Below are 26,822 nucleotides of genomic sequence, written 5' to 3' on the forward strand. Positions count from 1 at the left end.
CGCAGGCGCGCCGGTCGCAGTGAGGGCGACAACGTCGCGAGGCGCTTAGGCTGGCCACGCCATGCCAGCCCGACTTCATGCCGTCATCGTCGCGCGATCCGGCGCGACCGCCCGTGCGCAGTTGCTTCGAACCATCGACGCACTCGCCTCTCAGACCCGTCGCCCTGATGCCGTCACCCTCGTGGTGTGCGGGGACGTCACCACGGCGAGGGAGAGTCCGGCGGTGGCCGCGATGGCCGATGCGATCATCGAGGCCCGCCAGGCGACATCGTTCGCGGATGCTGTCGCCCTCGCGGCGGCTCGGATTCCCGACGGCAGCGCCCTGTGGTTGCTCACGCACGACAGTGCGCCGGCTCCTGGGGCGCTCGCACAGCTCGCCGGTGCGTTGGAGCGGTCGCCGTCTGCGGCCATCGCCGCCCCGAAGCTGGTCCGTGCGGATGATGATCGCGAGATCGTGTCCTTCGGCGTGACGATGACGACGCTGGGCAGATCCGTCGAGCTCGCCGCGCACGAGCTCGATCAGGGTCAGCACGACGGCGCCGATGAAGCGCTGGGCGCCGACATCCGCGGCATCCTGATCCGCGCAGAGGTCCGAGAGCACCTGACGATCGACGATGCGCTCGCCGGTGCCGACGAGGGACTGGATCTCGGCGTCAGAGCCAGACTCGGAGGCGGCCGAGTCGTGCTGACCTCCGGTGCTCGCATCCGCGTCGAAGCGGATGCCCCCGCGACCCTGCCGCAGCGCCCTTCGCAGCGCGCCTACGTCACCCGCCTGGCCCAGTTGCACCGTCGCCTCGCCTACGCGCCGGCTCTCGTCGTGCCTTTGCACTGGCTCTCGTTCCTCCCTCTCGCGCTGTGGCGCACGATCATCCGCCTCATCGGCAAGCGTCCAGCGGCGGTGCTTCCGGAGTGGGCGGCCGCGGCGACCGCGATGGTGCGCTTCGGTGCCGTCGCAAGAGCGCGCGGCCGGATCCAGGCGTTCCGCTCGGCCGGGTGGTCGAGCATCGCGCCGCTGCGCGTGACGGGCTCGCAGTTGCGCAGGCGCCTCGACGACGGTCACGGCAGCGAACGCGGCGCCGTCAGCGAGTTGCGCTTCTTCTCCGGCGGGGGCGCATGGACGGTGCTCGCGGCCGCCATCGTCAGCGTTGCGGCGTTCACGTCCCTGCTGGCGTGGCAGAACCTCTCGGGAGGAGGGCTGCTGCCCATGCGCGATACGCTCGCCGGCCTCTGGGACGATGCGGCCTGGGGCCTGAGAGGGTTGGGTGTCGCGGTCACAGGTCCTGCTGATCCGTTCGCCGCCGTCCTCGCGGTCCTCGGGACGCTGTGGCCGGTGGGCCCCTCGTTCTCCGTCGTCCTGCTGTGGTTGCTCGCGCTGCCTCTCGCGGTGCTCGGCGGCTGGTTCGCCGCCACCCGGGTGACCGACCGCTCCGGCCTTCGCATCTTCGTCGGCGTCGCCTGGGCGTTGGCGCCGACGTTCCTGACCGCGCTCATCGAGGGTCGCCCGGCCGCGGTGATCGTCCACCTGCTGCTGCCGTGGCTGTTCCACACCGCCGCCGTGGCACACCGGTCGTGGGGTGCCGCAGGCGCCGCCTCGATCCTTCTGGTCGGTGTCGTGGCCGCATCCCCATCGCTTGCGCCGGCACTGGCCGTGATCTGGGCGATCGCGCTCGTCACCGTGCTGGCGCAGCGGAGGCTGCGCGGCGCCATGCGCATCATCTGGCTGCTCATCCCGACGCTCGCGATGTTCCTGCCGCTGGTACTGCGGCGCCTGGCACAGGGCGACGTGCTGGCGGTCTTCGCCGACCCCGGCTTCATCTGGCAGTCCGCGCAGGCACAGGCGGATGCCGCGGGAAGGATGCTGCTCGCCACCGGATTCCCGACCGGCGACATCGCCGGGTGGACCCAGATCCTGGATCCGGCCGTCGCCGCATGGGCGCCTCTGCTGCTCGCCCCCCTGGCGCTGCTCGCTGTCGTCTCCGCGCTCGCCCCGCGCTGGCGTGCCGGCTTCGTCCTGCTCGCCGTGGCCGTCGCGGGGCTGGCGACGGCGATGCTCGTCGTCGGCATCGCGATCAGCTTCGCCCAGGGCACCCCCGTCGCGATCTGGCCCGGAGCCGCACTGAGCCTCGCGTGGATCGGCGTCGTCGGGGCGGCGGCCGTCACTCTGGACACACTGATCGCCCTGCCGCGGTTGCGCACGATCGCGGCTGTGGTCGCGGGCCTCGCACTCGCCGTCGCCGCGGTGCCGGCGCTGACAGCCGTCCATGCCGGACGCAGCGTGCTCGTCGAGGGATCGGGGAGCACGCTGCCCGCGCTGATCGCCGCCAACGCCCGCGGCGACAGGGACCTGGGAACGCTCGTCATCACACCGCTCGGGGAGAACAGCGCTGCGACGCGCGTCGTGTGGGGCGCCAGCGACACGCTCGGCGCGCAGACCACCCTCCTCAGCACGGCCACAGAGGTCCAGGGCACCGATGTGACCGCGCTCGCCGTCGACCTCATCTCCACACGCGACTTCGACGCGGCCGCGGAGCTGGCGGACCTCGGCATCGACTTCGTGCTGTTGGACGAACTGCCAGCGGGGGCGGATGACGGGGCCGAAGGCTTTCGTCTGGACGCCGTCATCGCTCTGGATCAGCGCACCGGGTTCGTCCGCGGAGGCGACGTGACGGGCATCGGGGTGCTCTGGCGGCTGGAGGATTCCGGCGCCGAGGGCGCCGCACGTGCTGACCAGGCCGGCGATGATCAGGGCATCTCCCGATCGGTGATGACGCTCCAGCTGCTCGTGGTGCTCGCAGCGCTGCTCCTCGCCGTGCCGACGCGCGCATCGCGTCGCGCATCGAGGGCGATCTCCCGAGTGGTCGGAAAGGCGCCGGAGGAGCCGCTGACGCCGGTCCGGCGACACGGTGGTGACGCCGCGCACGAGGAGTCCGATGCCGCGGTGGAAGAGCACGCCGACGAGCCGGTGGCCGAAGAGCCGAGGGGCGCCGACGAGGTGCGCCCTGACGCCTCGGATGCGCCGACGAAGACCGTGTCGAGCAGCCAGGAGGCCGCGTCGTCCGAGCACGAGGACGAGCGCGAGTCCGCAGCCGAACCGCAGCCAGGCGGTGAAGCGGACGACGCTGAGCCAGCGGACCCGCAGCCCGGCGTCCGCGCGAAGACCGAGGAGGACCGCTGATGGCGACGAGCAGGAGGGCGATCACGGTCGTCGCCACGGGCGCACGGCTGCTCGTCGGTGCCATCGTCGCGGTGGGGTGCGTGGCGGGAGTCGCAGCCGCGATCGTGGCACCATGGCCCGCCCTCGAGCACACCGCAGCGTCCACGCAGGTCACGACGGTGCCGGGCGATCCGGTTCTCGTGTGCACCGGACCGTTCCGAGCCCTGGGACGAGACTCCCAGAGCGCGGACCAGATGCAGTCCGCGGGCGACGCGCAGATCACGGTCGACGGCGAGCCGACCGCACCAGAGCAGAGCACGATCGCCACGCCTGATCTGGTCGGCGGAGACGGCGCATCCGTGCTGACCGGCGCGGTGGAGGGCCGTGAGAGCGCCGAGATCGCCGCATCCGAATCGATCGCACTCGCGGCAGAAGACCTGATCGGCCTCGCTGCGGCGTCGTGCGCGCCGGCGACCACTCAATCGTGGATCGTCGGAGGATCGGTCGAGACGGGCGCGAACGACGTGCTCGTGCTCTCCAACCCGGGGTCGGTGCCGGCCACCGTGACGCTCCAGGTCTACGGCGGATCGCCGAATCCGACGACGAGGGTGATTCCGGCGGCGACGCAGATCGCTCTGCCGTTCGCATCGATCGCCGCGAATGCCGAGGATCCCGTCGTGCGGATCACCGCAGAGGGCGCCCCGGTGCGCGCCGTCCTGCAGTCGGCGCTGACGCGCACACTCGACCCGGCCGGCACCGACCTGCAGGGCTCCGCGATGGAAGCATCCGACACCCTCCGCTTCGCCGGAGTCCAGGTCGTCGCCCCCACCGAGGGAACGGCGACCGACGCCGTTCGACTGCTGTCCGTCGACGCAGACGCCGAAGCGCGTGTGGTCGTTCGCGACGAGGCCGGTGATGCGGTTTCGGAGTTCACGGTCCCGCTGACCGCTGCCACGCCTCTCGACGTCGCGCTCGCCGACCTCGAGCTCGGGACGTACAACGTCGAGGTGACGGCTGACGCGCCACTGGTCGGCGCGATCTGGCAGAGCGAAGGCACCGGAGCCGGCACGGACTTCGCATGGATGACGCCCGCCCCGACGCTGACAGAGTCGCTGTTCGCGGTGCCGGCGGGACCGAATCCGAGGCTGCACCTCGTCAACAGCTCCGACCAGGACATCACTGTGGAGCTCTCCGCCCTCGGTGCGGCGTCGCGCGATGTGGCGGTTCCGGCCGGGACCTCGGAGACGGTCGACGTCCGCAACGAAGCGGTCTACCGCCTCGTCGCCGACGGAGATATCACGGCAGCGGTGACGATGACGGCGCCAGGAGCGCTCGCCGGCTGGCCGGTGGTGTCAGGGGCGAGCGCGGAGCGGGAGATCACGGTCTACCCGTAGACCCCATCGGGTGCCTCAGCCCTCCGGGCCCAGCTCCCACGGGTCGCGCCCGACGAACTCGGCTGCGGCGCGGAACACCGCGCTCTCGATCGAGATGCGCCGATGGGCCGCATCGTCATGACCCGGCGGCAGGAGCCGCTCGATCGGTATGCGGTAGAGCACGATCCGGCGCGCGCCCTGATCGATCGTCCACCGCGGGACTTCGCCGGACTCGTCCTCGCCGATCGGCATCGCGCCGATCTCGAAGCGCACGTCCTCGAGTTCCGGCCATGTGCCTCGTAGGAACTCGACGGCGGTGCCGACGGCCAGATCGAACCGGTCGATGCGGCCGTCCAGCGGCGGCAGAGGCGGACGGACGACCTCGCTGCGCCCGAGACGACCGTGTCTGCCGTGCCTGGCGCCACGGCGAGGCACGGTGCGGGGCAGGCGGCGACGAGGCATGACGAAAGTCTAGGCCGCTGGGCGCGGCCTCCGCGCGGGATCGGAGCAAGGGGCATAGCCTGACGGAGATGGACGAACGACTCTGCTCGAAGGTCGGCTGCGCACGCGAGGCCGTGGCGACGCTGACCTATGACTACGGCGACCAGATGGCCGCCCTCGGCCCGCTCGGTGGATCCCGGCACCCGAACGCCCACGACCTGTGCGCGCAGCACGCGGATCGGCTGTCGGTGCCGAGCGGATGGATCGTCGTCCGTCACGAGGCGCTGCGGGCCTGACACCACCGCCGCGAGCGGGCGGAGGACGCCGCGACGCGCCGTCAGCACTCGGTATGTACCGGGAAAATAGTTTCCCGCTATCCTGATCCCGAGTGCGTCATGGCGGCGCACCCGGAAAGGCAGTTGCCGTGGTCGTCTGGCGTCGCTGGGTCCTCCCCATCCTCCTGCTCATCGTCTTCGGCGCGTGCGCCGCAGCGCTCGTCAAGCTGGCGTTCTTCCCGGACAGCTCGACCGCCGCGGTCGTCTCGCCCGAAGCGGGTGTCTCGGACCCGGTCATCCCGGTCGAACGAGGCTCGGTGGTCAATGCGCTCTCGCTGCCGGCCAATGTCGCGCGAGACGAGTCCTTCCCGCTGCGCGGCGACGTGAACGGCACCGTCACCGCTGTGCACGTCACCGACGGTGCGACGGTCGCGGCCGGTCAGAAGCTGTTCACGATCAAGCAGGACGATCCCAAGAAGAGCGTCGACATCGTCGCGCCCGAAGCGGGCGAGATCTCCGAGATCGCGCTCGTCAAGGGGCAGATCGCCGCAGTGGGGGAGCAGATCGGCACGCTGAACCCCGCCCGTTACCATGTGCTCGCCACCGTCGACCCCGTGCAGCTGTACCGTCTCGTCGGTGCGCCGAGCGAAGCGACGGTCACCATCACCGGGGGGCCGGCGCCCTTCGTCTGCACGGGCGTCCGCGTCGAGGTCTCTGCCGAGGGCACGGCGAGCGTCCGCTGCGCCGTCCCCGCCGATCAGACGGTGTTCGCAGGGCTCCCCGCGCAGCTCGACCTCGCGCTGGGCCAGGTCGACGACGCGCTGGTGATCCCGGTGACGGCTGTGCAGGGCGGGTCCGGTTCGGGCATCGTGTGGGTGGATGCCGGCGACGGGAGCGAGCCGGAGGAGCGTCCGGTCGTCCTCGGCGTCAACGACGGCACCACGGTCGAGGTCACGGAAGGACTCGCCGAGGGCGACAGCATCCGGCAGTTCGTCCCCGGCTTCGTCGCTCCGGTCGAAGAGGTCTGCTACGAAGTCCAGCCCGGAGTCGAGCAGTGCGAGAGCGGGACCAGCTGGTGACCCTCGTCGTGCTCGAAGACGTCACCAAGAGCGTCGCACTGGCGGACGATTCCACGCTGGAGATCCTCCGCGGCATCAGCCTCGAGGTCGGCGCCGGTGATCACGTCTCGATCGTGGGTCGGTCGGGCTCCGGCAAATCCACCCTGCTCAACATCCTCGGGATGCTGGATTCGCCGACCAGTGGATCCGTGTCGTTCGAGGGGCGACCGGTGAAGAAGATGCGCACGGGACGGCTCGACCGGCTCCGGGGCGCCAACGTCGGCTTCGTCTTCCAGCAGTTCAACCTGCTCGCCGGACGTACGGCACTCGAGAACGTCATGATGCCGTTGGGGCACGCGTCGGGCCGCCTGTTCTGGCGCCGACGCGAGATCGCCGCCGACATGCTCGATCGCGTCGGGCTCGGGCACCGGATCGACCAGGTCGCGGACCGGCTCTCCGGTGGCGAGCAGCAGCGCGTCGCCATCGCGCGCGCTCTGGTCAGAAAGCCCGTGCTCATCCTGGCCGACGAGCCGACCGGCGCCCTCGACATCGATACGGGAGCCTCCGTCATGGCGCTTCTGGACGAGGTGGCGACCGAGACGGACGCCGCGCTCGTCACCATCACGCACGACCTGCATGTCGCCGCCCGCGCCAGGCGGCACTACCGGCTGGATGCCGGGCTGCTGGCGACCGCGGACCTCACGCGTGCGTTCGAGGCGTCGACGCTCGCCGAATCGGTGCCGACGGCAGAGCCCGTCGTGCTGCGTGCGGCCGCTGACATCGTCGCACCGGCCGAAGAGGTGGCCTCATGAGCGGCATCCTCGGTGCGCTCGCGGATGCCTGGGCCGAGATCCGCGTGCACAAGCTCCGCGTCCTGCTGAGCCTCATCGGCATCGCAGTCTCGGTCGCGGCTCTGACAGCGGTCGTCGCGTTCAGCGAGTTCCAGCAGCAGTTCCAGGCAGAGCAGTCCGACCGCTGGGGCGGACGCGTCGCGACGATCGCGGTGAACGCCTACGACGAGACCGGTGTCCCGGTGGACATCGACGACTTCGACGCGCGTTTCGAGCGGGTGAGCGAGCGCTTCGGCTTCTCGCACACGGCGCGCAACGTGCAGGGGATGATGCTGCCGGTGCAGCTGCCGGACGGAGTCGTCGAGATCCCGACGCGGCTGATCGATGCGGCCTTCCCGCTGATCCACCGCGAGGAGCTGCTCGAGGGCCGCTGGCTGAATGACGACGATCTCCAGGCGCTCGCACCGGCGGCGGTGATCAGCGAGCCGCTCTGGGACCGCCTCGGCAGGGTCGCGCTGTCCCAGCATCCGCTTCTCACCGTGTCCGGGCCCGCCGGCGGAACGTACCAGGTCGTCGGCGTGACGCCGCGGCAGAGCGTCTGGGATGAGGAACCGCGGGTCGACGTTCTCTTCGACGCGTATCGCGCCCGCGTCGACAGCCTGCCCGAGGGCGTCATGCCTGTCTACGAGGTCTGGCTCGGCACCGATCAGGCGGCCGAGGTCGGCCCCGTGCTCGCGATGGATCTGCGCGCGGGGCTGCCCGAAGGGCAGCAGGTGTCCGTCAACCGCACCGACTGGGCATCTCTGTCGGGCAGCGAGGAGGCGGCGCGGATCTTCGAACTGATCATGGGCGGCGTCGCCGTGCTGATCCTTGCGCTGGGCGCCCTGAGCCTGATCAACATCCAGCTCGTCGCGATGCGCCAGCGCGTGCGGGAGATCGGCGTACGCCGTGCCTTCGGTGCGACCGGGGGACGGGTGTTCACGACCGTCCTGCTGGAGAGTCTCGTCGCCACGACGGTGGCGGGCATCATCGGCATCGCGATCGTGGTCGCGCTGCTGCGTTCGGATTGGATCGTCACGAGCATGTTCCCCGGCATCCAGGACATCCCGCCGTTCCCGATGCGCGCGGCCGTCACCGGTCTCGTGGCATCGGTCATCGTCGGCGCCGTGGCCGGATTCATCCCGGCGCTGGTCGCGCTGAGGGTCAAGGTGATCGACGCGATCCGGTTCTGACGCGGTCGGCCGGGCGGTTCAGACGCCGATCGAGCGGCCCGTCAGATGCTCGGCGCGTGCATCGGCGATCTGCAGTCCGCGCAGCTCGCGCCGGCGGCGGATCACCGTGATCGCCGCGAGCACCTGCTCGGCCGGGGCGACGGGGCGAGGCGAGACGAAGTCGGCTGCCTCCGCCACGAGCTGTTCGGCGATGCGCATACGTGCCTGCGGCATCATCTGCGGTGCCGTCCGGAGGAACTGAGAGATCCGCCTGGCCAGACGATCGGGGAGGCGCGCGACGTCGGCGATCGCAGCCCACTCCGCGAGCGCGGGCGGCATCGCAGGCTCATGCGGCTCGAGCTTCGGCGTGCGGACCCGCTGGCTGTAGGTACCGGCCACGAGGTCGCCCAGTCGCTGCGACCGCGCCGTGAAGGCGCCGGTCAGCAGCGCGACCGATCCGAAGGTCATGTAGATCTCCAGCACGCCGAGGAGCGCCCGGATGAACGCGTGCCGGAATCCTGTGGCGCCGCCGTCCAGTCGCACGATGCGACCGCCGACCGCGAGCTTGCCGAGGCTCCGTCCGCGCAGCGACACCTCGATCGCCACCGGGACGACCACGAAGCACACGACCAGGGACGTGACATTGAGGATGCGGTCGATCGCGTCGTCGATGAGCCCGGCATCGAGTGCCCATATGCGCAGGAACATGAACAGGATGTAGAGCGCGAACGACAGCACCATGTCGATGAAGGCGCCCATGACGCGCAGGAAGAAGCCGATCGGCTGCACGTCGATCGCGACGGCCTCACCGGAGAGGATCTCTTCGGCTGACTCGATCGGCGTGGACATGAGTACAGTAAATCAGGTGGATGCCGACGCTCTGAGTGACGCGCGCCGGGCGGAGTGGACACGCCTGGATGAACTGAGTCGCGCCCGCCTCGAGGACGGCGATCGTGTCGATGAGCTGGTCGTGCGGTACCGCGCGGCATCCGCGGATCTCGCCGAGTTGAAGACTTCCGTGGGGGAGTCGCCGCAGAGCGCGTACCTCTCGACGATCCTGGCCAGGGCCCGCCTGCGTCTCACCGGCGCTGGCGACAACGTTCTGGTCCAGATCGCGCGATTCTTCGCGGATCAGCTCCCCGCCGCGCTGTACCGCGTGCGCTGGACCACGCTCGTGATCGCGATCGCGTTCGTCGCCATCACCGTCGGAACCGCGGCCTGGATATCGGCCGATCCGAACCTGATCGCCACGCTCGGGACCCCTGAGTTCCTCGCCGAATACGCCGAGGAGAGCTTCACCGAGTACTACACCGAGAACCCGGCCGCGGTGTTCGCGGGGATGGTGTGGACCAACAACGCCTGGCTCGCAGCCCAGTGCGTGCTGTTCGGTGTCACAGGCATCTGGCCGATCTACATCATCGCGCAGAACGCCGTAGGGCTCGGCGTCTCGGGCGCGGTCATGGCCGCCCACGACCGCGCTGACATCATGGTGCTGTACATCCTCCCGCACGGGATGCTGGAGATGACCTGCCTCTTCGTCGCAGCCGCCGCCGGCCTGCACGTGTTCTGGGCGTGGGTGGCTCCTGGGCACCGCACGCGCGGTGAGGCACTCGCGCAGGAGGGGCGGTCCCTGGCGACCGTCGCGATCGGACTCGTCTTCGCGCTGTTCCTGTCCGGCCTCGTCGAAGGGTTCGTGACCGGATGGTCCCTTCCATGGCCGATCAAGATCGGCATCGGAGCCGCGGCGCTCGCGATCTTCCTCATCTACATGCTCGTGATCGGCGGGCGCGCGTATCGCCGCGGCCAGACCGGCGATCTGCTGGAGTACGAGGCAGGCACACCGCGCCTCGTCGCGGGCTGAGCCTTCGGTGCGCACCGGCATCCGGGCATGAGGAAGGGCCGGTGCCGCGGCACCGGCCCTTCCTGTGAGCGTCAGGCTCGCTTGGTGCTGTCGAACAGTGCCTTGTAGGCGAAACCGGCGATGAGCGCGCCGACGATGGGGAACACGAGGAACACCCACAGCTGCGACAGCGGGCCGACGCCGCCGTAGATCGCCGCGGCGATGGAGCGCGCCGGGTTCACCGAGGTGTTGTCGACCGGGATGCTGATGAGGTGGATGAGCGTCAGCGTGAGACCGATCGCCAGGCCTGCGAACGGCGTGCCGCGCTTGGAGTGCGTGGTGCCGAGGATCACGAACAGGAAGATCGCGGTCAGGATGACCTCGGCGATGATCGCCGAACCGAGCCCGAATCCACCGGGGGAGAGCTCGTCGAAGCCGTTGCTGGCGAAGCCGGCGTTCTGCGCCCCGGTCAGCCAGCCTTCGGGCCCGAACTGTCCGATGAGGAACAGCAGGGTGCTCGCCACCGCGCCACCCACGACCTGCGCCACGATGTAGGGCAGGACGTCCTTCCAGCCGATGCGACCGGCGGCCGCCGCGCCCAGCGTGACCGCCGGGTTGAAGTGGCCACCCGAGATGGGGCCGAACGCATAGGCGCCGACGACCACGGTGAGGCCGAAGGCGAGCGCGACCGCGCTGTAGACCGCGGCGTTGGGGGCTGGTTCCGTGTAGAGGTTGGAGGCGAACAGCGCGGTGCCGACGCCGCCGAAGACGAGAAGGAAGGTGCCGAATCCCTCGGCCGCGAGCTTCGCGCCGAGGGTGGGCACAGCCGACGTGGAATCACTCATGATCTGTGTCCTTTCGCATGACCGGCCCAGCTGGTCCGGCGCACCACATGATTCCGCTGTTCACAGAGAACTCTCAGAAGGCGCGCCGCGCGCACCGCGCGCCGGGCTTTCTTGAATTACTCAAAACAACTAGGATCGAGACATGCCGCTTCTCACCTCGGACATCGACGACGCGATCCGCGCCGCCGGTCTTCGGGTGACGGAATCGCGTCGCGCCGTGTTCGATGCGCTGCGCTCGCATCCGCACGCGAGCGCCGACGAGATCCACGCCGCCGTGCATCCGATCGTCGATTCCACGCTGCAGTCCGTGTACAACGCGCTGGGTGACTTCGCCGCCGCCGGCCTCGTGCGCCGCATCGAGCCCGCCGGGCATCCGATGCTGTTCGAACTGCGCGTCGACGACAACCACCACCATCTCGTGTGCACCCGGTGCGGCGCGGTCGAAGATGTGGACTGCGCGACCGGTCACGCCCCGTGCCTGGTCCCCGGCGATACTCACGGCTACCGCGTCGCGGTCGCCGAGGTCACGTACTGGGGACTGTGCGCCTCGTGCGCGGACGAAGACTCCTGATCCTCCACCATCCACCTGCCCTCACATCGGAAGGACAACCATGACCGCTCACGAACAGGTCCCCGGTATCGGTGATGACGTCACCGGAATCGACCAGTCGAAGACCGTCACCGACGAGCCCGTCGAGCCCACCGAGGCGGGCGCCTGCCCCGTCATCCACGCCCAGCCGCATCCGACGATGGGCTCGGCCAACCGCGTGTGGTGGCCCGAGCAGCTGAACCTCAAGATCCTCGCGAAGAACACCGCCGAGCGGAACCCGCTCGGCGCCGACTTCGACTACAAGGCCGCCTTCGAGGCGCTGGACCTGGATGCCGTCAAGAAGGACATCGAGGAGACCATCACGACCTCGCAGGCGTGGTGGCCCGCGGACTTCGGTCACTACGGCCCGCTCATGATCCGCATGGCATGGCACAGCGCCGGCACCTACCGCGTCACGGACGGACGTGGTGGCGGCGGCACCGGGCAGCAGCGCTTCGCCCCCCTGAACAGCTGGCCGGACAACGTCGGCCTTGACAAGGCGCGCCGCATCCTGTGGCCGGTGAAGAAGAAGTACGGCCAGTCGCTGAGCTGGGGCGACCTGATGATCCTCGCGGGCAACGTCGCGCTGGAGTCGATGGGGTTCGAGACCTTCGGCTTCGCCGGTGGTCGCATCGACGCCTGGGAGCCCGACGACGACGTGTACTGGGGCCCGGAGACCACGTGGCTCGGCGACGAGCGCTACTCGGGCGATCGCGATCTCGAGCGTCCGCTCGCGGCCGTGCAGATGGGGCTCATCTACGTCAACCCTGAGGGCCCGAACGGCAACCCGGACCCGCTCGCCTCGGCGCGCGACATCCGCGAGACCTTCGCACGCATGGCGATGGACGACGAGGAGACGGTCGCGCTGATCGCCGGTGGACACACCTTCGGCAAGACGCACGGCGCCGCGCCCGACTCGAACCTCGAGGACAACCCCGAGGCCGCCGGTCTCGAGCGCCAGGGCCTCGGCTGGAAGAACAACCACGGCACCGGCAAGGGCGACGACCAGATCACCAGTGGTCTCGAGGTCACCTGGACCTACCACCCGACCCGCTGGGACAACGAGTTCTTCCACATCCTCTACGCGTACGACTGGGAGCTCTTCCAGAGCCCGGCCGGGGCCAACCAGTGGCGTCCGAAGAACGGTGCCGGCGAGGACATGGTCCCGCTCGCCCACTCGAACGGCCGCCGCGAGCCGCGCATGCTCACCAGCGACCTGGCGCTGCGCTTCGACCCCATCTACGGTCCGATCTCGGAGCGCTTCAAGAACGACCCCGAGGCGTTCGCCGATGCCTTCGCGCGTGCCTGGTTCAAGCTGACGCACCGCGACATGGGCCCGCGCGCCCGCTACGTCGGCACCGAGGTCCCTGCCGAGGAGCTCATCTGGCAGGACAACGTCCCCGCCGTCGAGCACGCTCTGATCTCGGACACCGACGCAGCCCTGCTCAAGGCGAAGGTCCTCGAGTCCGGTCTGTCGGTCGCCGACCTCGTCTCGGTCACGTGGGCTGCGGCATCCACGTTCCGCGGCAGCGACAAGCGCGGTGGTGTGAACGGCGCTCGCATCCGTCTGGCTCCGCAGAAGGACTGGGAGGCCAACGACCCGCAGCGCGTCGCTCGTGTCCTGAGCGTGCTCGAGGGCATCCGGACCGAGTTCAACGACGCGCAGACCGGCGACGTGCGCGTGTCGCTGGCCGACCTGATCGTGCTCGCCGGCAACGCGGGTGTCGAGAAGGCCGCGAAGGATGCCGGCGTCGACGCCGTCGTGCCGTTCCACGCCGGACGCACCGATGCCTCGCAGGAGCAGACCGACGTCCAGTCGTTCGCGTTCCTCGAGCCGCAGGCAGACGGCTTCCGCAACTACGTCTCGAAGGAGGTCGCGGCGATCCCCGCCGAGCACCTGCTGCTGGACAAGGCGAACCTGCTCACGCTGACCGCGCCCGAGCTCACGGTTCTCGTCGGTGGTCTGCGTGTGCTCGGTGCGAACTGGGACGGCTCGCAGTACGGCGTGTTCACCGAGACGCCCGGTGTGCTCACGAACGACTTCTTCGTGAACCTGCTCGACCTCGGCACCACGTGGAAGCCGCTCGATCCCGGTTCGCACGCGTTCGAGGGGCGCAAGGACGGCTCGGACGAGCTCGTCGGCCGCGGCACCCGTGTCGACCTGCTGTTCGGTTCGAACTCCGAGCTGCGTGCGATCGCCGAGGTCTACGCCTCCGACGACGCCAAGGAGAAGTTCGTGCGCGACTTCGTCGCCGCGTGGGGCAAGGTCACGGAACTGGACCGCTTCGACCTGGTCTGATCCGGTCTCTGCCTGATCCGAACGGCCCTCGCCTCACGGCGGGGGCCGTTCGTGGTCTGTCAGCTCCTCGCGGCGCACTGCGTGTCGGTTCATCGGAAGCGCAGCGACACGAACTGCGACGGGAGCCGACACCCGTGCGCTACAGGCGGCCGGCGGCCTTCAGCTCGAGGTAGCGATCCGCGATCCGCGGGGGCAGCGCCTCGGGGTCGGCCGTGATCGCCTCTCCGCCGGCGCGGCGCACGGCGTCGGCGACGTTCTCGGCATCCCGCAGCGTGCGCTCGGCGGCAGCCGCCAGATACACGTCCTCCCGTGAGCCGCGCCCGCGGGCGATCTCGATGATCGACGTGTCCGTGACCGACCCGACGAGCACGGTCGTGGCGCGCCCCGCGGTCGGAAATGCGCCGAGGAATCCTCGGGCGGACTCCGCGGCATCCTGCGCGGTGAGCACGACGATCAGCGACGGCCTCGTCGTCAGCGTGCGCAGCGATGCGAACGCGGCGGGCCAGTCCGTGTCGACGAGGCCCGCGTGAACCGGGGCCATCGCATCCGACATCGCCGGAAGCAGCGCAGCACCGTCGACGCCTGTCACTCGGCCCCGCACGACACGGTCGAACATCTCCAGGTGCACGTGGTCGCCGGCCCTGGACGCGAGCGCGCCCAGCAGCAGCGCCGCCTCGAGGGATGCCTCCAAGCGGGTGCCGTCGCCCACTCGCGCGGCGGCCGTCCTGCCTGTGTCGATGAGGATCACGACGTGCCGATCGCGCTCCGGCCGCCAGGTGCGCAGCATGGTCGTGCCCGCTCTGGCCGTCGCACGCCAGTCGATCGATCGCACATCGTCGCCGCGGACGTACTCGCGCAGCGAGTCGAATTCCGTCCCCTGTCCGCGGACCTGGATGCTCGTGTTTCCGTCGAGCTCCTTCAGCCGGGCCAGCCGCGACGGCAGATGCTTCCTCGATGCGAACGCAGGGAGGACCCGCACGGCGCCGCGCACGTCATGCCGCGCCTGGCGACCGCCGAGTCCGAGCGGACCGACAGCCCTGATCATCACGAATTCGCTGACCAGTTCGCCTCGGCGTCGCGGATGCAGTGAAAACTCGATCCGTCTGCGCTCTCCGGCGGGCACGATCAGCCGCTGACGTTCCGTCCCGGCGCCCGCGGTCGGCTGCCACGCATCGCGCAAGCGCGCGTGCAGCGTGCGCGACCCCACGTTCTGCAACGCGATGCTCACCGCCACCGGCTCGTTCAGGCGCACCCTGGACGGGACGCGTCGAGTGACCACGACGGCTCGTGGCGATGCCGCCGCGATGACGTCCACGCACATCAGGACCAGGACCAGCAGCAGCCAGCCGCCGACGACCGCCCACGCCGCGGTTCCCGTCGTCGACGAGATCACGACGACGGGAATGATCCCCAGCCCGATCAGCAGGGGGAAGCGGCCGGTGAGGAACACTTAGATCGGCACCCTGGTCTGCTGCACGACGGCGGTCAGCACGGCATCGGCCGAGACGCCCTCCATCTCGGCATCCGGGCGCAGCTGCAGACGATGGCGCCACACCGGCACGAGCATCGTCTGAACGTGGTCGGGGGTCACAGCGGACGATCCGTTGAGCCACGCCCACGCCTTCGCCGCCGCGAGCAGCGCGGTCGAGGCTCGAGGGCTCGCGCCCAGCTGGACCGACGGCGACTGCCTGCTCGCGCGGGCGAGGTCGACGACGTAGCCGAGCACATCGTCCGTGACGTCGACGCGCGCCGCCGCATCCTGCGCGGCTCGGATCTCCTCCGCGGTCACGACCGGGCGGATGCCGGTGAGCTCACGCGGCGAGAATCCCCGGGCGTGCAGGCGGAGGACGTTCACCTCGGCGTCCCGCTCCGGCATCGCCACGACGAGTTTCATGAGGAACCTGTCCAACTGCGCCTCGGGCAGCGAGTAGGTCCCCTCGTGCTCGATCGGGTTCTGCGTGGCGGCGACCAGGAACGGATCCGGCAGCGGCCGACTCACGCCGTCGGCCGAGATCTGGCGCTCCTCCATCGCCTCCAGCAGGGCGGCCTGGGTCTTCGGAGGTGTGCGGTTGATCTCGTCGGCGAGCAGCAGGTTCGTGAAGACAGGGCCCTCGCGGAACTCGAACTCTCCGGTACGGGCGTCGTAGACGAGTGAACCCGTCACATCGCCCGGCATCAGGTCCGGGGTGAACTGCACGCGCTTGGTGTCCAGACCGAGGGCGCGCGCGAACGAACGCACCACGAGCGTCTTCGCGACCCCCGGCACGCCCTCCAGCAGGACGTGTCCGCGGGCCAGCAGCGACACCAGCAGGCCGGTCACGGTGCCGGCCTGCCCGATCACGGCCTTGTCGACCTCCTGGCGCACACGATGCATCGCCTGACGCAGTGCCGCGTCGTCCGTGATGTTCGTCGATGGGGTGGTCATGGGTTCCCTTCCACAGGCAGCGGGTCGGTTGCACTCAGCGGGGCGGTCGGCGTCATCGCGTTCCCCGTTCGGCTCGGACGGCGTCGTCGACCGCGGATTCGAGCTCGCTGAGTCGTCGTGCCTGATCGATCAGGGCATCATCGGACGCCGGGAGGGCACCGGTGAGCAGTTCCTGCACCGCGGCGCGCGGGATGCGGAGGCGGTCGGCCACGGCATCCGCGACCTCGGCGGCGCTCGCGCGCTCGTGCAGGCTCAGCCGGCGCGCGAGCCGGCGGATCGAGCCATCGCGGATGGCCTCGGCGGCGTGGCCCGCGTCCGCGGCCTTGGCCGTCAACCGGGCGCGACCGTGCATGGTCTCGGAGGCTCGCACCGTCACCGGCAGCGTCTCGGCGACCAGTGGGCCGAAGCGCCGACCCCGCCACAGGGCGGCGGCGACACCGGCCAGCATCAGCATCACGATCGCCGGGGTGACCCATTCCGGGGTGAGGTCGCCGAGCGACGGCTCAGCCTGCGCCTCGATGTCGCCGTCCGCGAACGACGGAACGTACCAGACGACGTGATCGCTCTGTCCGAGCAGCGCCAGTCCGAGCGCCGCGTTGCCGTCCTCGGCGAGGTAGGCGTTGCCGAACAGACGGGTGCCGTCGATCATCGCCCGGCGCGATCCGGACGACTCATCGACGAGCAGTGCCGCAGTGCCCTCGGCATCCGAGTAGCACCCGGTGACGCCGTCGCCGGGGATGAAGAGCCGTCCAGGGTGGATCTCGCCGACCTTGGCGAGTTCGGGGAGGTCGCAGGATGCCGGGACCGCGGCCGACGTGCTCGCCGAGGTGGTCTCGCCGAGCTCGAGCAGGTCGAGCATCCGGGTGCTCGACGACAGCAGCACGACATCGTTCGCCGCGTCCAGCAGGTCGCGGACGGCATCGCTGGACAACGTGTACGGATCCGTCATCGTCAGCGTCGTGTCATCGGAGATCGCGGCGATCGCGTCTGCGCGGGTCCGCACGACCTCGACGTCGACGCCCTGATCGCGCAGGATCTCGGTGAGGGCGAGCATGCCGTGGTCGCCGGTGGCGTCCGGATCGCCTCCGCCACGGAACGGCACGGATGCCGAGTTGCTGATCCGCATGATCAGCAGGGCGGCGCCGAGCACCAGCAGCACGATCACGACCCAGCCGAGCCACCGCCGTGAGCGGCGCGAGGTCGGCGCCGCGGTGGACGCGGCATGCTCGGCCGCCGGCTGTCCTGGGGTCGAGACGTCGAGCGAGCTCATGCCGGCACCGCCTCCGGATGCCGCGACGCCAGCCGATCGTCGATCTCTGAGAGGGTGCGGTAGCGCTCGGGGGAGGACGGATGCTCGAGATAGCGCACATCATCGAAGGACGCGGCGGCCGCCTGCAATGCCGTGGTCTCATCGGAGAACACGTGCGCGATGTCTCTGGCGATGGCCTGCGCCGTCGCACCGGGAGCCGGATCGATCAGGTCGCGCTCCAGCATGTGGCGGGCGAGTGCGCGGAAGCGCAGGATGGTCGCTGCGTCCCAGTCGCCGGATCTCGCTGCGCGTTCGGCGTCGGCGCGCAGCTGAGCGGCCGTGCGATCGTCGCGCTCGCCGAGGAGGTCGAGACCGGCGGCGCGCACCGCACGCGAGCCACGGGGGCGGCCCCACACGATGAGAGCCGCGATGAGAGCTGCGACGATCACGATGCAGACGATGACCAGCGCGAGCGGGCCCACCTGTCCGCCGCCCTCGGGAGTGAACAGGTCGTTCAGGTACCGCACGACGTCGCGTGCGAGCAGATCGAACCAGGTCGGGCGTGCTTCGTCGTAGCGGGGCTCGGCGAGCTCCTGCTCGGCCCATCGGCGTGCCTCGTCCCCGTCGGGGACGAAGGGTTCGAAGGGCAGGGTCATGCGCGCCCGCCCGGCGGCGCCCAGGGGCTGTCGGACGGCGGCTGCGCCTGGGGCGGCTGCTGCGGGGGAGCGGGCGGCGGAACGGGCTGCGCGTATGGCCGTGCGGGTTGCGTCCGCGGTTGCGCCGGCACGGAGGGACCGAAGGCGGCTGCCTGGCCGACGGGTGCGTCACCGGCGGGAGCGTACGGTCGGCCGGGAACGCCGGCGAGCGGCTGGGACTGCCCCGCGCCGTACAGCGGCGGCGCAGAACTGTATCCCGGTGCCTGACCCGGATGCATCATGACCTGGCCGTCGGTCCGCTCGGTCGGCGGCGCGCTCGTGACGGCGCGGGTCGGATCGACGGCGAACGGGTCGCCGAGCTGGTCGTGTGCCCACCCGAGGTCGCGGCGCTCGAGGAAGGCGATCAGGGTCTGATCGAGCCCTTCATAGCGGTACCGGCAGTCGATGTAGACGAATGCTGCCCCGGTGCCCTGCACGACCAGCGCCACCGCCTGGATGACCAGGACCAGGATCTGGGGCAGCGCGGTGGCGAGGACGGCCGCTGCCACCACCGCCGCCGGGTCGTCCGATCCGGTCGGCGCGAGCACGGGGATCAGCAGGCTGGAGAGAAGGGACAACGGGAAGCTCACCAGCTGCGCGGCGAATCCCATGATCAGGTTGATCAGGAACATCACGCCGAATGCGACCCAGAAGCGGCCGCGCGTCAGACGCCAGCTGCGCACCAGCGCCTCGCGCAACCCGGCGTGTTCGAACACGAGCACACTGGGCACGAGCAGCAGCTTCGTGAAGAGCCACACCGCGAGCGGAATGCTGGCAGCGATCACCAGCAGGATCAGCCCGATTCCGAGCCCGAGGAAATCGGACGATCCGCCGATGGCGCCGATCACGAGACCGACGATGATGCCGCCGGCGACAGCGATCACTCCGAGGGTGAAGAGCATCTGCAGCAGCGCGAAGCCGACCAGGCGCCAGAAGACGGGCCGCACCTGCGCCCAGAGCCGGCCGAGCCCGGCCTTCTCGCCGACAGCGGCGAAGCGCACCTCTGCGGCGACGATTCCCTGCACCAGCGCGGTGAAGCCCAGCGAGAGCAGACCGACCCCGAAGGCGACGAGGCCGTTGATGGCGAACGTTCCGATCACCAGCGGCTCGAAGTCCGGCGAGCCGGGGTCGACGTTCTGCAGACGCAGGATCGTCACGATCAGGACGGTGACCATGATGCCCGCGGCGACGATGGTCATCAGCAGCTGCATCACCACCGCGAAGCCGAACACGACCTTGGGGTTGTGCCGCAGCACGGCGAATGCGCGGCCCAGAAGCATGCCGAAAGTGAAAGGGTGCAGGGGGACGATTCCCCGTTTCGGGGCGGGTGTCCACGTCTGTCCGCTCACGGCGCTCCCTCCGACAGTCCTGTTCCCATCGTGTCATACCGGCCATGGGAACCGACCGGCTGCGGATGGTTCCGTGAATCCCGGCGTGTCGTGAAGTACGCTGGGAAAATCTGCGGCCGTTCGGTGTGTTCCCGACGGCAGCCCTGGGAAGAAAGTCGGAGCTGGGCACACATGACCTCACGCATCCTCGTTGTCGACGACGACACCGCACTCGCCGAGATGATCGGGATCGTGTTGCGCACCGAGGGATTCGAGCCGGTGTTCTGCGCCGATGGTGCGCGAGCCGTCGAGGAGTGGCGCACGCAGAAGCCGGACCTGATCCTGCTCGACCTGATGCTGCCGGGCATGGACGGCATCGAGATCTGCACGCGGATCCGCGCTGAATCCGGCATCCCGATCATCATGCTCACCGCCCGCAGCGACACTGCAGATGTCGTGCGGGGCCTCGAGGTGGGTGCCGACGACTACATCGTCAAGCCCTTCAATCCGAAGGAGCTCGTCGCGCGCATCCGTACCCGCCTTCGCCCGTCGACGCAGGCCACCAGCGAGGTGCTGCGCATCGGGGACCTGGTCGTCGATGTCGACGCGCACGAGGTGCGCCGAGGCACCGCGCCGATCGCGCTGACACCGCTCGAGTTCCAGCTGCTCGTCGCGCTGGCATCCAGGCCGCAGCAGGTCTTCTCCCGCGAGATGCTCCTCGAGCAGGTGTGGGGCTATCACTACAAGGCCGACACGCGTCTGGTGAACGTGCACGTCCAGCGTCTGCGGGCCAAGGTCGAACTCGACCCGGACAACCCCAAGATCGTCATGACGGTGCGCGGCGTCGGATATCGCGCCGGCACCGTCGTCTAGGAGTCCGCGTGATCGCGACGACCGCGACGGTCACGCAGGTCGGCCTCTGGCGCGATTGGCGCAGTTGGAGCGCCAACGTCAGCGCGCTGTGGCGACGGTCGCTGCGCTTCCGCACGCTCACCATCACGTTGCTGCTGACGGCATCCGCGGTGTTCGTGACCTGCGGGACCATGGCGCTCGTGATCGCCAACGATCTGTTCGAGTCCCGCAAGGATCAGGCGCTCGCCGACGCGCGTCGCGCTGTCGCTGCGGCGCAGAGCACGTTGGACGCAGCCGAGGTCGGCGATGATCGCGCCGCGTTCGTGGCGCTGTGGCGCGTCGTGCAGCGCGATCTGCGCGGTACGTCCTCCTCCGATCGGATCGCCGTCTTCCAGGGGGACATCGAACCAGGCGGTTATGCACCACCCACTTTCGGGTCGATCGAGCTGCTGGACGACGGGCTGGTCAGCCCGACCCTTCGCACCCGCGTCGAAACGCTCGACGACGTGCAGTCCTGGCAGTCGGTCGCGCTCGAGGAGGACGGCGACGACGTGCCGGGCATCATCGTCGGCCAGCAGATGTTCGTACCGGATGTCGGACCGTACGAGGTCTACATCGCCTACGACCTGTCCGACTCCGAGCAGACACTGGTGTTCGTGCAGCGCACCCTGTGGGTGGCCGGACTGTCTCTGGTCGCGATCATCGCCGGCATCTCGTGGATCGTGCTGCGGTCGATGTCCGTGCCGATCGTCGAAGCGGCCGAGACCAGTGCGCGGTTCGCGACCGGCGATCTCGGTGTGCGCATTCCGGTGCACGGCGAGGACGAGCTGGCGACGCTCGGCCGGTCGTTCAACGCGATGGCCGACAGCATCGAGGCGCAGATCAAGGAGCTAGGCGAGCTCTCTCTCGTGCAGCAGCGGTTCGTTTCGGATGTCTCTCACGAGCTGCGTACTCCGCTGACCACGATCCGTCTCGCCGCCGACATGCTCAACGATCAGCGGGGAGACTTCGACCCGACCACCGCCCGCACCGCCGAGCTCCTGCACACGCAGGTTCAGCGTTTCGAGACGCTGCTGAACGACCTCCTGGAGATCAGCCGCTACGACGCCGGATCCGTGCAGTTGGAACTGGAGGCGACCAGTCTGGCTCACCTCGCGGAAGACGTCATCGACCAGATGCGGCCGCTGGCGGACGGCCACGGCACCGAGTTGCGCCTGGTCGCCCCTGGCGGCTACTCGCCGGTCGACATGGATGCGCGTCGTGTGCGTCGTGTGCTGCGCAATCTGATCGGCAACGCGATCGAGCACGGCGAGGGGCGCCCGGTCGTCGTCACCGTCGACAGCAATCAGCATGCTGTCGCGATCGGCGTGCGGGACTTCGGGCTCGGGATGTCGGCTGCCGATGTCGACCGGGTGTTCGATCGGTTCTGGCGCGCGGATCCGTCGCGCCAGCGCACGATCGGCGGCACCGGGCTCGGCTTGTCGATCGCGCTCGGCGATGCGCGCCTGCACGGGGGCACCCTGTCCGTCTGGTCCGAGCTCGCGGTCGGATCGAACTTCGTGCTGACGATCCCTCGACACCCGGGTGCGCTGCTGGGGCCGTCGCCGGTGTCGCTCGAACCGGAGGATGCGCTGGGCGATCTCTCCGACGCGACGCAGCCCCTCCACATCGCGCAGGTGCGCTACGAGTTGGATGCCGAGGCGAACGGCGCTGTCGACCCCGATGCCGCGCGAGATCGGAAGGACCGACCATGAGGATCTCGACCGTGGTGCGCGGCGTCGCCGTCGTCGTCCTCGCGGCGGCCCTGACAGCCTGCGCCGGGCTTCCGACGTCGGGTCCCGTTCAGGCCGGTCTCCCGGTCGGTGACGTCGAAGCGGACTCGCCGTTCACCGAGCGGGCGTCGAGTCCGATCTCGGGCGCGGGTCCGGAAGTGATCGTGGCGGGATTCCTGGAGGCCTCCATCACGCCGACGGACAACTGGTCGATCGCCAGGGAGTTCCTGACATCGGATCTGGCCGACACGTGGCGACCCGGCGCCGGCATCACGATCGATGTCGCCGGCTCACGGTCGTATGCCTCCAGCGTGGACACACCGGAGGAGCTCGACTCCGCGGATGAAGCGGACGTCAGAGTCGATCTGGATCAGCGCGCGAGCGTGGACGCCGACGGCCGCTACACGGAGGCGGCGGGCGACACGGAGCTGGCCTTCCGCCTGGAGCGCGACGACGACGGCGAGTGGCGGATCGCAAGCGCTCCGGACGGGATCGTGCTGGACGAGGGGTCGTTCCAGCAGGTCTACAGCCGCTACTCGCTCCAGTACTACGACCAGAGCTGGCGGCACCTGGTACCGGACGTGCGCTGGTATCCGCGCGGGTCGAACGTGGCGACCTCGATCACGCAGGCCGCGATCGAGGGGACCCCGAGCGATTGGCTCCAACCGGCCGTGCACAGCGCGTTCCCTGCCGATGTGCTGCTGGACGGGAACTCCGTCCCGGTCACCGAGCAGGTCGCCAGCGTCGCTCTCACGGACGCGGCGCTGTCGCTCGACGCGGCCACGCTCGCGCGGATGAGGACGCAGCTCGAGAAGAGCCTGGCGGCCACGGGCGTGAGCGAGGTCCGCTTCACCGTGAACGGCAGCGAGCTGGATGCTGATGAAGCGGGTCTCGCGTCCGACAGTTCGGACGTCAGCACGATCGTGCTGACCGAGGACGGCTTCGGCAGCCTGGTCGGCGGCGAGGTGACTCCGATCGCAGGCATCACCGAACCGCTTGCCCAGTTCGACGAGCCCGTCTCCGCGATCGACCTCGCGCAGGGCGAGGGCCTGGCCGCCGTGCAGCTGAGCACAGGGGCGATCTGGGCCATAACGAACTCGAAGGCGAACGAACTCGATGCCCGGCCAGGACTCGTCGAGCCCTCGATCGATCCGTACGGCTACATCTGGTCGGCCCCGACCGGCGATCCGCAGGATGTCCATGCGTGGACGGAGGACGTGACCTCGCCCGACATCGTCGATGCGTGGCCCGAGGCATCGGCGATCTCGGCGCTGCGGGTCTCGACGGACGGTGTGCGCATCGCCGCGCTGGTGACCATCGGCGGTCGCCAGAGCGTCGTGACAGCGGTCATCCTGCGGGACGACAGCAATGTCCCCACCGGATTCGGGCCGACGCACGAGGTGGTCGAGCTGAGCACGCCGGCACAGGGACTCGTGTGGTTGGGCGCCGACAGCCTCGGCATCCTGACCGAAGGGGACGAGGCGGCGCTGAGGATGCAGATCGTCGGCGGACCGGGCAGCGAGCAGACCGCTCCGAACGGGAGCGCCTCCTTCGCCGGAGCGAAGTCGCCGGCGGGCGTGCGGATACTGGGCGCGGACGGCACCCTTTTCGCGCCGCGCGCGTCGGCCTGGCAGGAGTTCTATCAGGGCGTGCTCGTGCTGGGGACGCGCGCAGGATACTGAGGACATCTCGTTCTGCACGGCTCGTCGATCCGGCGGGTTCTGCACGGGCACCGTGAATGCCGCGTCGTCGGGTGCTCATGGGCTCGGGCACTGGTGCACAGTGGCGGGATGATCAGACGCGAGCCAGGGCCCCGGCTGCTCGACGAGGTCCTCAGCGTGCTGCTGGGCGCCTCCTGCGCCGGGTGCGACGAACCGGGCAGAGTGCTGTGCGACGCATGCCGTGAGCTCCTGCACCCGGCTCCCGTTCGACGCGCGCTGACCGGTGGCCTGTCCGCGACCGCTGCGTTGCCGTTCGACGGCGTCGTTGCGCGGTGCGTCCGCGCGGTGAAGGAGGACGGGAGCACGTTGCTCATCCCACCGCTGGCCGCGGCGCTGCACCCGCTGATGCCGTCCGGCGCCGATGTGCTGCTCGTCCCGGTGCCGACCTCCCGGGCCGCGTTCCGACGCCGGGGCTTCCGAATGCCGGAGCTGCTGGTGCGCGCGTGCGGCCGGAAACCCACGCGCCTGCTCGTCCAGGCCGCCCGGACTGAGGATCAGCGCGGGCTCGGCCGGGCCGAACGGGCACGCAATGTCGCAGGCAGCATGCGTGTGCGCGCCGCGGGAACCGGCGAGGAGGTGATCGTCGTCGACGATGTGATCACCACCGGGGCGACGTTGATCGAGGCATCCGATGTCCTCCGCGCGGCGGGATTCCGGGTCCGAGGAGCGATCGCTCTCGGGGCCACGCCGCGGCTCAGGTGAACGCCAGGCCGACACGGGGGAAATGGGCCGTGACATCCATGGGAACGGGGACTACGGTAGGGGTTCACAAGGCGACCACGGTCCGCCCTTGGCCGGGAGGACCGGGACAAGGAGGCAGGAATGGAAACGAGCATCGTCGGCGTGGGAGTGAGCATCTCAGATCGCTTTCGCACTGTAGTCGAGGAGAAGATCGCCCGGATCTCCACGCTCGCGGCCCGTGCGCAGCGCTTGGATGTCAAGGTCACCCACCGGGCGTATCGAGGCGGGCGGATTCCCGACGAGACCGTCGAGCTCACGCTGGTGAGCAAGGGGCCCGTCGTACGAGCGGAAGCAACGGACGGCGACAAGTTCGTCGCGCTGGATCTCGCCCTCGACAAGATGTCGGAGCAGTTGCGACGCGCGAAGGAGAAGCGCGTCGACGGCCGCCAGCACCCCAGAGGTGCCCATTTCGAGAAGGGCAGCGGAGCCCTGGAAGGAATCGATGTGCAGCCGGCTTCCGCCGACGTTCTGCACGCCGTCGCGACCGGCGCCATCCCGGTGCCGCCCCAGGAGGAGGAGGCGTATTCGCCGGTCGTCATCCGCACGAAGAACTTCGACCCGGAGTGGATGACCGTGGAGGAAGCGGTCGACCGCATGGAACTGGTCGGACACGACTTCTTCCTGTTCGTCGACGTCCGCACCGACCACCCGAGCGTCGTCTACCGGCGCAAGGGATGGGACTACGGCGTCATCTCGCTCACCACGCAGGCATCGCCCGAAGAAGCGCTGGCGTCCTGATCGACCCGTGAACGCAGCGAAGGCCCGGCTCGCGCCGGGCCTTCGTCGTGCGGGCGGTCGTCAGTCGAAGATGCCGTCCAGGATGCTGCCGATCACGAGACCGCCGAGGATGCCGGATGCGAGGTCGCCGCCGCCGCCCCCTCGACGTCCGCCGCCGCCACCCCAACCCGGAGCTGCGCCCCAGCCGTCGTTCTGCTGCTGCGGACGCGCGGAGTCGATGTCGCGCTGAGCCAGCTGGAGCGCCTCCGAGGCGAGCTGCGCGACCCGTCGAGCAGCCGCGAGCGCCTGCTCCCTGGTCTCTTCGGCAGGAAGGAGCGTCGGGACGTCGGTCCGCAGCCGCTCGGCCTCGGCGAGACGCGTGCGGGCATCCGCACCGATCCAGCCGCGGTGGCCGGCGATCAGGCTGCGGGCGACTCCCAGCTGACGGTCGGCGTCGTCGAGCGCGTGCTGCACGTGCTCCAGCGGCGGCAGCGGGTTGTCGATGCGGTGACGTGCGGTCGCGATGGCCTCGTCGAGTGCCGTATTGGCCGTGCGCAGGCGGCTCAGCTCCGCGAACGGATCGTTGCGAGAGCCCGACGGCGCCAGGGACGCAAGCGCCTTCTCGAGCTCGGAGACCGCCGACGTGACGGCGGGCACCTGCGGAGCGGTCCGAGCGGCGATGATGTCCCCACGCGAGTCGGCGATGACCTCGGCCAGCGTCGATTCGGCTCGCAGCGCTTCGATCTCGAAGTCTTCGACGGCGTCGAGCACGACGCCGGCACGACGAACAGCCTCCGACGCGGTCTCCAGCGCGAGATTGGCCTCTTCGTTCTGGCGAGATGCGCGACGCCGCTCTGAGACATCGGCGCCGTGCGTGGCGAAGGACACGAGTTGTTCGGCCTCGTCCGCAGCGGCGGAGATCTGGTCCATGGCGGATTCCGAGTACCGCGCGGAGAGCCGCTCGATCGTGGTGCGGGCATGGGGGAGGCGTGCGGTGAGAGCCTCGGCATCCTGACGCAGCTGCGCGATGATCTGCGGTGCCTGACGAACTTTGGCGATCTGCTGGGCCAGTGCAGCCGTCTTCTCGTCCAGCAGCTGCTCGGCCCATTCGCACAGCTGGGCGATGCGCGCGTTGCGGGTGCGCAGCTCTTCCGCGGTGTCGGGGATCTCGTCGTGGTTGAGCTGGTGCAGCTGGAACGCCTCGCGCAGATGCGTGCGGACGGCCTCGAGCGCGGCCTTGAGATCCGCGGTGAGGGACGCACCGAGCTCGGCCTCGGCGAACACCAGCTCGTCGCTGGCCGTGCGGATGCGCTCGTCGGCGGCGACGAGCGCCTGCTCGGCCTTGCGGGCGAGGTCGGCGTCCTGCGCCGATCGTGCCGCTTCTTCTTCGCGCTTCCGTCTGCCCCAGAATCCAGCCATGAGCCGATCCTACTTTCTCGAGCGGAT

At 69.7% G+C, this 26,822-nt stretch carries 23 protein-coding genes; 14 read left to right on the forward strand and 9 right to left on the reverse strand.

The genetic code is table 11. The features are described 5' to 3' along the window. Positions 1-61: 61 nt before the first annotated feature. Complete coding sequence (locus ACFCYE_RS05905; protein WP_376177177.1) at positions 62-3,175, forward strand: glycosyltransferase; 3,114 nt, start codon at positions 62-64, stop codon at positions 3,173-3,175. Next, the gene (locus ACFCYE_RS05910; RefSeq protein WP_376177178.1) at positions 3,175-4,548 is read left to right on the forward strand and encodes a DUF5719 family protein; all 1,374 of its coding nucleotides are present in this window, start codon (positions 3,175-3,177) and stop codon (positions 4,546-4,548) included. The genes ACFCYE_RS05905 and ACFCYE_RS05910 overlap by 1 nt, the downstream gene beginning before the upstream one ends. A gap of 15 nt (positions 4,549-4,563) precedes the next feature. Here the strand turns inward: ACFCYE_RS05910 and ACFCYE_RS05915 are convergent, their stop codons facing one another. Beyond that, entirely contained in the window at positions 4,564-4,989 is a 426-nt protein-coding gene (locus ACFCYE_RS05915) for a hypothetical protein (RefSeq protein WP_376177180.1), read from the reverse strand. Positions 4,990-5,057: 68 nt separating this feature from the next. On the opposite strand from ACFCYE_RS05915, the gene ACFCYE_RS05920 reads away from it, so the two are divergent. From ACFCYE_RS05920 to ACFCYE_RS05935, 4 genes are all read left to right on the forward strand, one after another. Next, entirely contained in the window at positions 5,058-5,264 is a 207-nt protein-coding gene (locus ACFCYE_RS05920) for a DUF3499 family protein (protein WP_376177182.1), read from the forward strand. A gap of 128 nt (positions 5,265-5,392) precedes the next feature. Continuing rightward, on the forward strand, positions 5,393-6,322 hold the full coding sequence (locus ACFCYE_RS05925) for an efflux RND transporter periplasmic adaptor subunit (RefSeq protein ID WP_376177184.1): 930 nt from the start codon (positions 5,393-5,395) through the stop codon (positions 6,320-6,322). Further along, positions 6,319-7,113, forward strand: coding sequence for an ABC transporter ATP-binding protein (locus ACFCYE_RS05930; protein WP_376177185.1), 795 nt, complete (start codon positions 6,319-6,321; stop codon positions 7,111-7,113). The genes ACFCYE_RS05925 and ACFCYE_RS05930 overlap by 4 nt, the downstream gene beginning before the upstream one ends. Beyond that, complete coding sequence (locus ACFCYE_RS05935; RefSeq protein ID WP_376177186.1) at positions 7,110-8,324, forward strand: ABC transporter permease; 1,215 nt, start codon at positions 7,110-7,112, stop codon at positions 8,322-8,324. Before ACFCYE_RS05930 ends, ACFCYE_RS05935 begins: the two co-directional genes overlap by 4 nt. An 18-nt stretch (positions 8,325-8,342) precedes the next feature. Here the strand turns inward: ACFCYE_RS05935 and ACFCYE_RS05940 are convergent, their stop codons facing one another. Continuing rightward, entirely contained in the window at positions 8,343-9,152 is an 810-nt protein-coding gene (locus ACFCYE_RS05940) for an RDD family protein (RefSeq protein ID WP_376177188.1), read from the reverse strand. Between the two features lie 16 nt (positions 9,153-9,168). On the opposite strand from ACFCYE_RS05940, the gene ACFCYE_RS05945 reads away from it, so the two are divergent. Then, complete coding sequence (locus tag ACFCYE_RS05945) at positions 9,169-10,164, forward strand: stage II sporulation protein M (RefSeq protein ID WP_376177189.1); 996 nt, start codon at positions 9,169-9,171, stop codon at positions 10,162-10,164. Positions 10,165-10,235: 71 nt separating this feature from the next. Here the strand turns inward: ACFCYE_RS05945 and aqpZ are convergent, their stop codons facing one another. Next, positions 10,236-10,988, reverse strand: a complete 753-nt coding sequence (aqpZ, locus tag ACFCYE_RS05950) for an aquaporin Z (RefSeq protein WP_376177190.1) — start codon at positions 10,986-10,988, stop codon at positions 10,236-10,238. Between the two features lie 142 nt (positions 10,989-11,130). Between aqpZ and ACFCYE_RS05955 the strand changes: the two genes are divergently transcribed. Together ACFCYE_RS05955 and katG are read left to right on the forward strand one after the other, a co-directional pair. After that, positions 11,131-11,559 carry a Fur family transcriptional regulator gene (locus ACFCYE_RS05955; RefSeq protein WP_376177192.1) on the forward strand — a complete coding sequence of 143 codons (429 nt, stop codon included), beginning with the start codon at positions 11,131-11,133 and terminating at the stop codon, positions 11,557-11,559. A 40-nt stretch (positions 11,560-11,599) separates the two neighbouring features. Then, positions 11,600-13,876 carry a catalase/peroxidase HPI gene (gene katG, locus ACFCYE_RS05960; RefSeq protein WP_376177194.1) on the forward strand — a complete coding sequence of 759 codons (2,277 nt, stop codon included), beginning with the start codon at positions 11,600-11,602 and terminating at the stop codon, positions 13,874-13,876. A 139-nt stretch (positions 13,877-14,015) separates the two neighbouring features. Here katG and ACFCYE_RS05965 read toward each other — a convergent pair whose 3' ends face one another. From ACFCYE_RS05965 to ACFCYE_RS05985, 5 genes are read right to left on the reverse strand one after another with little or no spacing between them, the layout of a single operon-like run. After that, a complete protein-coding gene (locus ACFCYE_RS05965; RefSeq protein WP_376177195.1) occupies positions 14,016-15,326 on the reverse strand; it encodes a DUF58 domain-containing protein in 1,311 nt (436 codons plus the stop codon). Continuing rightward, positions 15,327-16,301 carry an AAA family ATPase gene (locus tag ACFCYE_RS05970; RefSeq protein WP_376177197.1) on the reverse strand — a complete coding sequence of 325 codons (975 nt, stop codon included), beginning with the start codon at positions 16,299-16,301 and terminating at the stop codon, positions 15,327-15,329. 52 nt (positions 16,302-16,353) lie between these two features. Next, positions 16,354-17,571 (reverse strand): DUF4350 domain-containing protein, encoded by a 1,218-nt coding sequence (locus ACFCYE_RS05975; protein WP_376177199.1) that lies wholly within the window; start codon positions 17,569-17,571, stop codon positions 16,354-16,356. After that, positions 17,568-18,206, reverse strand: coding sequence for a DUF4129 domain-containing protein (locus ACFCYE_RS05980; RefSeq protein WP_376177200.1), 639 nt, complete (start codon positions 18,204-18,206; stop codon positions 17,568-17,570). Before ACFCYE_RS05980 ends, ACFCYE_RS05975 begins: the two co-directional genes overlap by 4 nt. Beyond that, positions 18,203-19,525: a hypothetical protein gene (locus tag ACFCYE_RS05985; protein WP_376177202.1), complete on the reverse strand. Its 1,323-nt coding sequence runs from the start codon at positions 19,523-19,525 to the stop codon at positions 18,203-18,205. The genes ACFCYE_RS05980 and ACFCYE_RS05985 overlap by 4 nt, the downstream gene beginning before the upstream one ends. A gap of 240 nt (positions 19,526-19,765) precedes the next feature. Here ACFCYE_RS05985 and mtrA point away from each other — a divergent pair, with 240 nt between their 5' ends. The 5 genes from mtrA (at position 19,766) to hpf (ending at position 25,397) form a co-directional block, all read left to right on the forward strand. Then, positions 19,766-20,446, forward strand: a complete 681-nt coding sequence (mtrA, locus tag ACFCYE_RS05990) for an MtrAB system response regulator MtrA (protein WP_376177204.1) — start codon at positions 19,766-19,768, stop codon at positions 20,444-20,446. An 8-nt stretch (positions 20,447-20,454) separates the two neighbouring features. Then, positions 20,455-22,179, forward strand: a complete 1,725-nt coding sequence (gene mtrB, locus ACFCYE_RS05995) for an MtrAB system histidine kinase MtrB (protein WP_376177206.1) — start codon at positions 20,455-20,457, stop codon at positions 22,177-22,179. Further along, on the forward strand, positions 22,176-23,879 hold the full coding sequence (locus tag ACFCYE_RS06000) for an LpqB family beta-propeller domain-containing protein (protein WP_376177208.1): 1,704 nt from the start codon (positions 22,176-22,178) through the stop codon (positions 23,877-23,879). The genes mtrB and ACFCYE_RS06000 overlap by 4 nt, the downstream gene beginning before the upstream one ends. Before the next feature lie 108 nt (positions 23,880-23,987). Beyond that, on the forward strand, positions 23,988-24,620 hold the full coding sequence (locus ACFCYE_RS06005) for a ComF family protein (RefSeq protein ID WP_376177210.1): 633 nt from the start codon (positions 23,988-23,990) through the stop codon (positions 24,618-24,620). Between the two features lie 120 nt (positions 24,621-24,740). Then, entirely contained in the window at positions 24,741-25,397 is a 657-nt protein-coding gene (gene hpf, locus ACFCYE_RS06010) for a ribosome hibernation-promoting factor, HPF/YfiA family (RefSeq protein ID WP_376177212.1), read from the forward strand. 60 nt (positions 25,398-25,457) lie between these two features. On the opposite strand, the gene ACFCYE_RS06015 is transcribed toward hpf, so the two are convergent. Further along, positions 25,458-26,795: a hypothetical protein gene (locus ACFCYE_RS06015; protein ID WP_376177214.1), complete on the reverse strand. Its 1,338-nt coding sequence runs from the start codon at positions 26,793-26,795 to the stop codon at positions 25,458-25,460. Positions 26,796-26,822 lie beyond the last annotated feature (27 nt).

Origin of the sequence: Microbacterium sp. NPDC056234, from assembly GCF_042267585.1 — a bacterium.
Lineage (GTDB): Bacteria > Actinomycetota > Actinomycetes > Actinomycetales > Microbacteriaceae > Microbacterium.

What these genes read in the sequence shown, in the direction of transcription:
- ACFCYE_RS05905 (WP_376177177.1), top strand. Translation starts at nt 62, where the DNA reads ATGCCAGCCCGACTTCATGCCGTCATCGTCGCGCGATCCGGCGCGACC.
- ACFCYE_RS05910 (WP_376177178.1), top strand. Translation starts at nt 3,175, where the DNA reads ATGGCGACGAGCAGGAGGGCGATCACGGTCGTCGCCACGGGCGCACGG.
- ACFCYE_RS05915 (WP_376177180.1), bottom strand. Translation starts at nt 4,989, where the DNA reads ATGCCTCGTCGCCGCCTGCCCCGCACCGTGCCTCGCCGTGGCGCCAGG.
- ACFCYE_RS05920 (WP_376177182.1), top strand. Translation starts at nt 5,058, where the DNA reads ATGGACGAACGACTCTGCTCGAAGGTCGGCTGCGCACGCGAGGCCGTG.
- ACFCYE_RS05935 (WP_376177186.1), top strand. Translation starts at nt 7,110, where the DNA reads ATGAGCGGCATCCTCGGTGCGCTCGCGGATGCCTGGGCCGAGATCCGC.
- ACFCYE_RS05940 (WP_376177188.1), bottom strand. Translation starts at nt 9,152, where the DNA reads ATGTCCACGCCGATCGAGTCAGCCGAAGAGATCCTCTCCGGTGAGGCC.
- aqpZ (WP_376177190.1), bottom strand. Translation starts at nt 10,988, where the DNA reads ATGAGTGATTCCACGTCGGCTGTGCCCACCCTCGGCGCGAAGCTCGCG.
- ACFCYE_RS05955 (WP_376177192.1), top strand. Translation starts at nt 11,131, where the DNA reads ATGCCGCTTCTCACCTCGGACATCGACGACGCGATCCGCGCCGCCGGT.
- katG (WP_376177194.1), top strand. Translation starts at nt 11,600, where the DNA reads ATGACCGCTCACGAACAGGTCCCCGGTATCGGTGATGACGTCACCGGA.
- ACFCYE_RS05970 (WP_376177197.1), bottom strand. Translation starts at nt 16,301, where the DNA reads ATGACCACCCCATCGACGAACATCACGGACGACGCGGCACTGCGTCAG.
- ACFCYE_RS05975 (WP_376177199.1), bottom strand. Translation starts at nt 17,571, where the DNA reads ATGAGCTCGCTCGACGTCTCGACCCCAGGACAGCCGGCGGCCGAGCAT.
- ACFCYE_RS05980 (WP_376177200.1), bottom strand. Translation starts at nt 18,206, where the DNA reads ATGACCCTGCCCTTCGAACCCTTCGTCCCCGACGGGGACGAGGCACGC.
- ACFCYE_RS05985 (WP_376177202.1), bottom strand. Translation starts at nt 19,525, where the DNA reads ATGCTTCTGGGCCGCGCATTCGCCGTGCTGCGGCACAACCCCAAGGTC.
- mtrA (WP_376177204.1), top strand. Translation starts at nt 19,766, where the DNA reads ATGACCTCACGCATCCTCGTTGTCGACGACGACACCGCACTCGCCGAG.
- ACFCYE_RS06000 (WP_376177208.1), top strand. Translation starts at nt 22,176, where the DNA reads ATGAGGATCTCGACCGTGGTGCGCGGCGTCGCCGTCGTCGTCCTCGCG.
- ACFCYE_RS06005 (WP_376177210.1), top strand. Translation starts at nt 23,988, where the DNA reads ATGATCAGACGCGAGCCAGGGCCCCGGCTGCTCGACGAGGTCCTCAGC.
- hpf (WP_376177212.1), top strand. Translation starts at nt 24,741, where the DNA reads ATGGAAACGAGCATCGTCGGCGTGGGAGTGAGCATCTCAGATCGCTTT.
- ACFCYE_RS06015 (WP_376177214.1), bottom strand. Translation starts at nt 26,795, where the DNA reads ATGGCTGGATTCTGGGGCAGACGGAAGCGCGAAGAAGAAGCGGCACGA.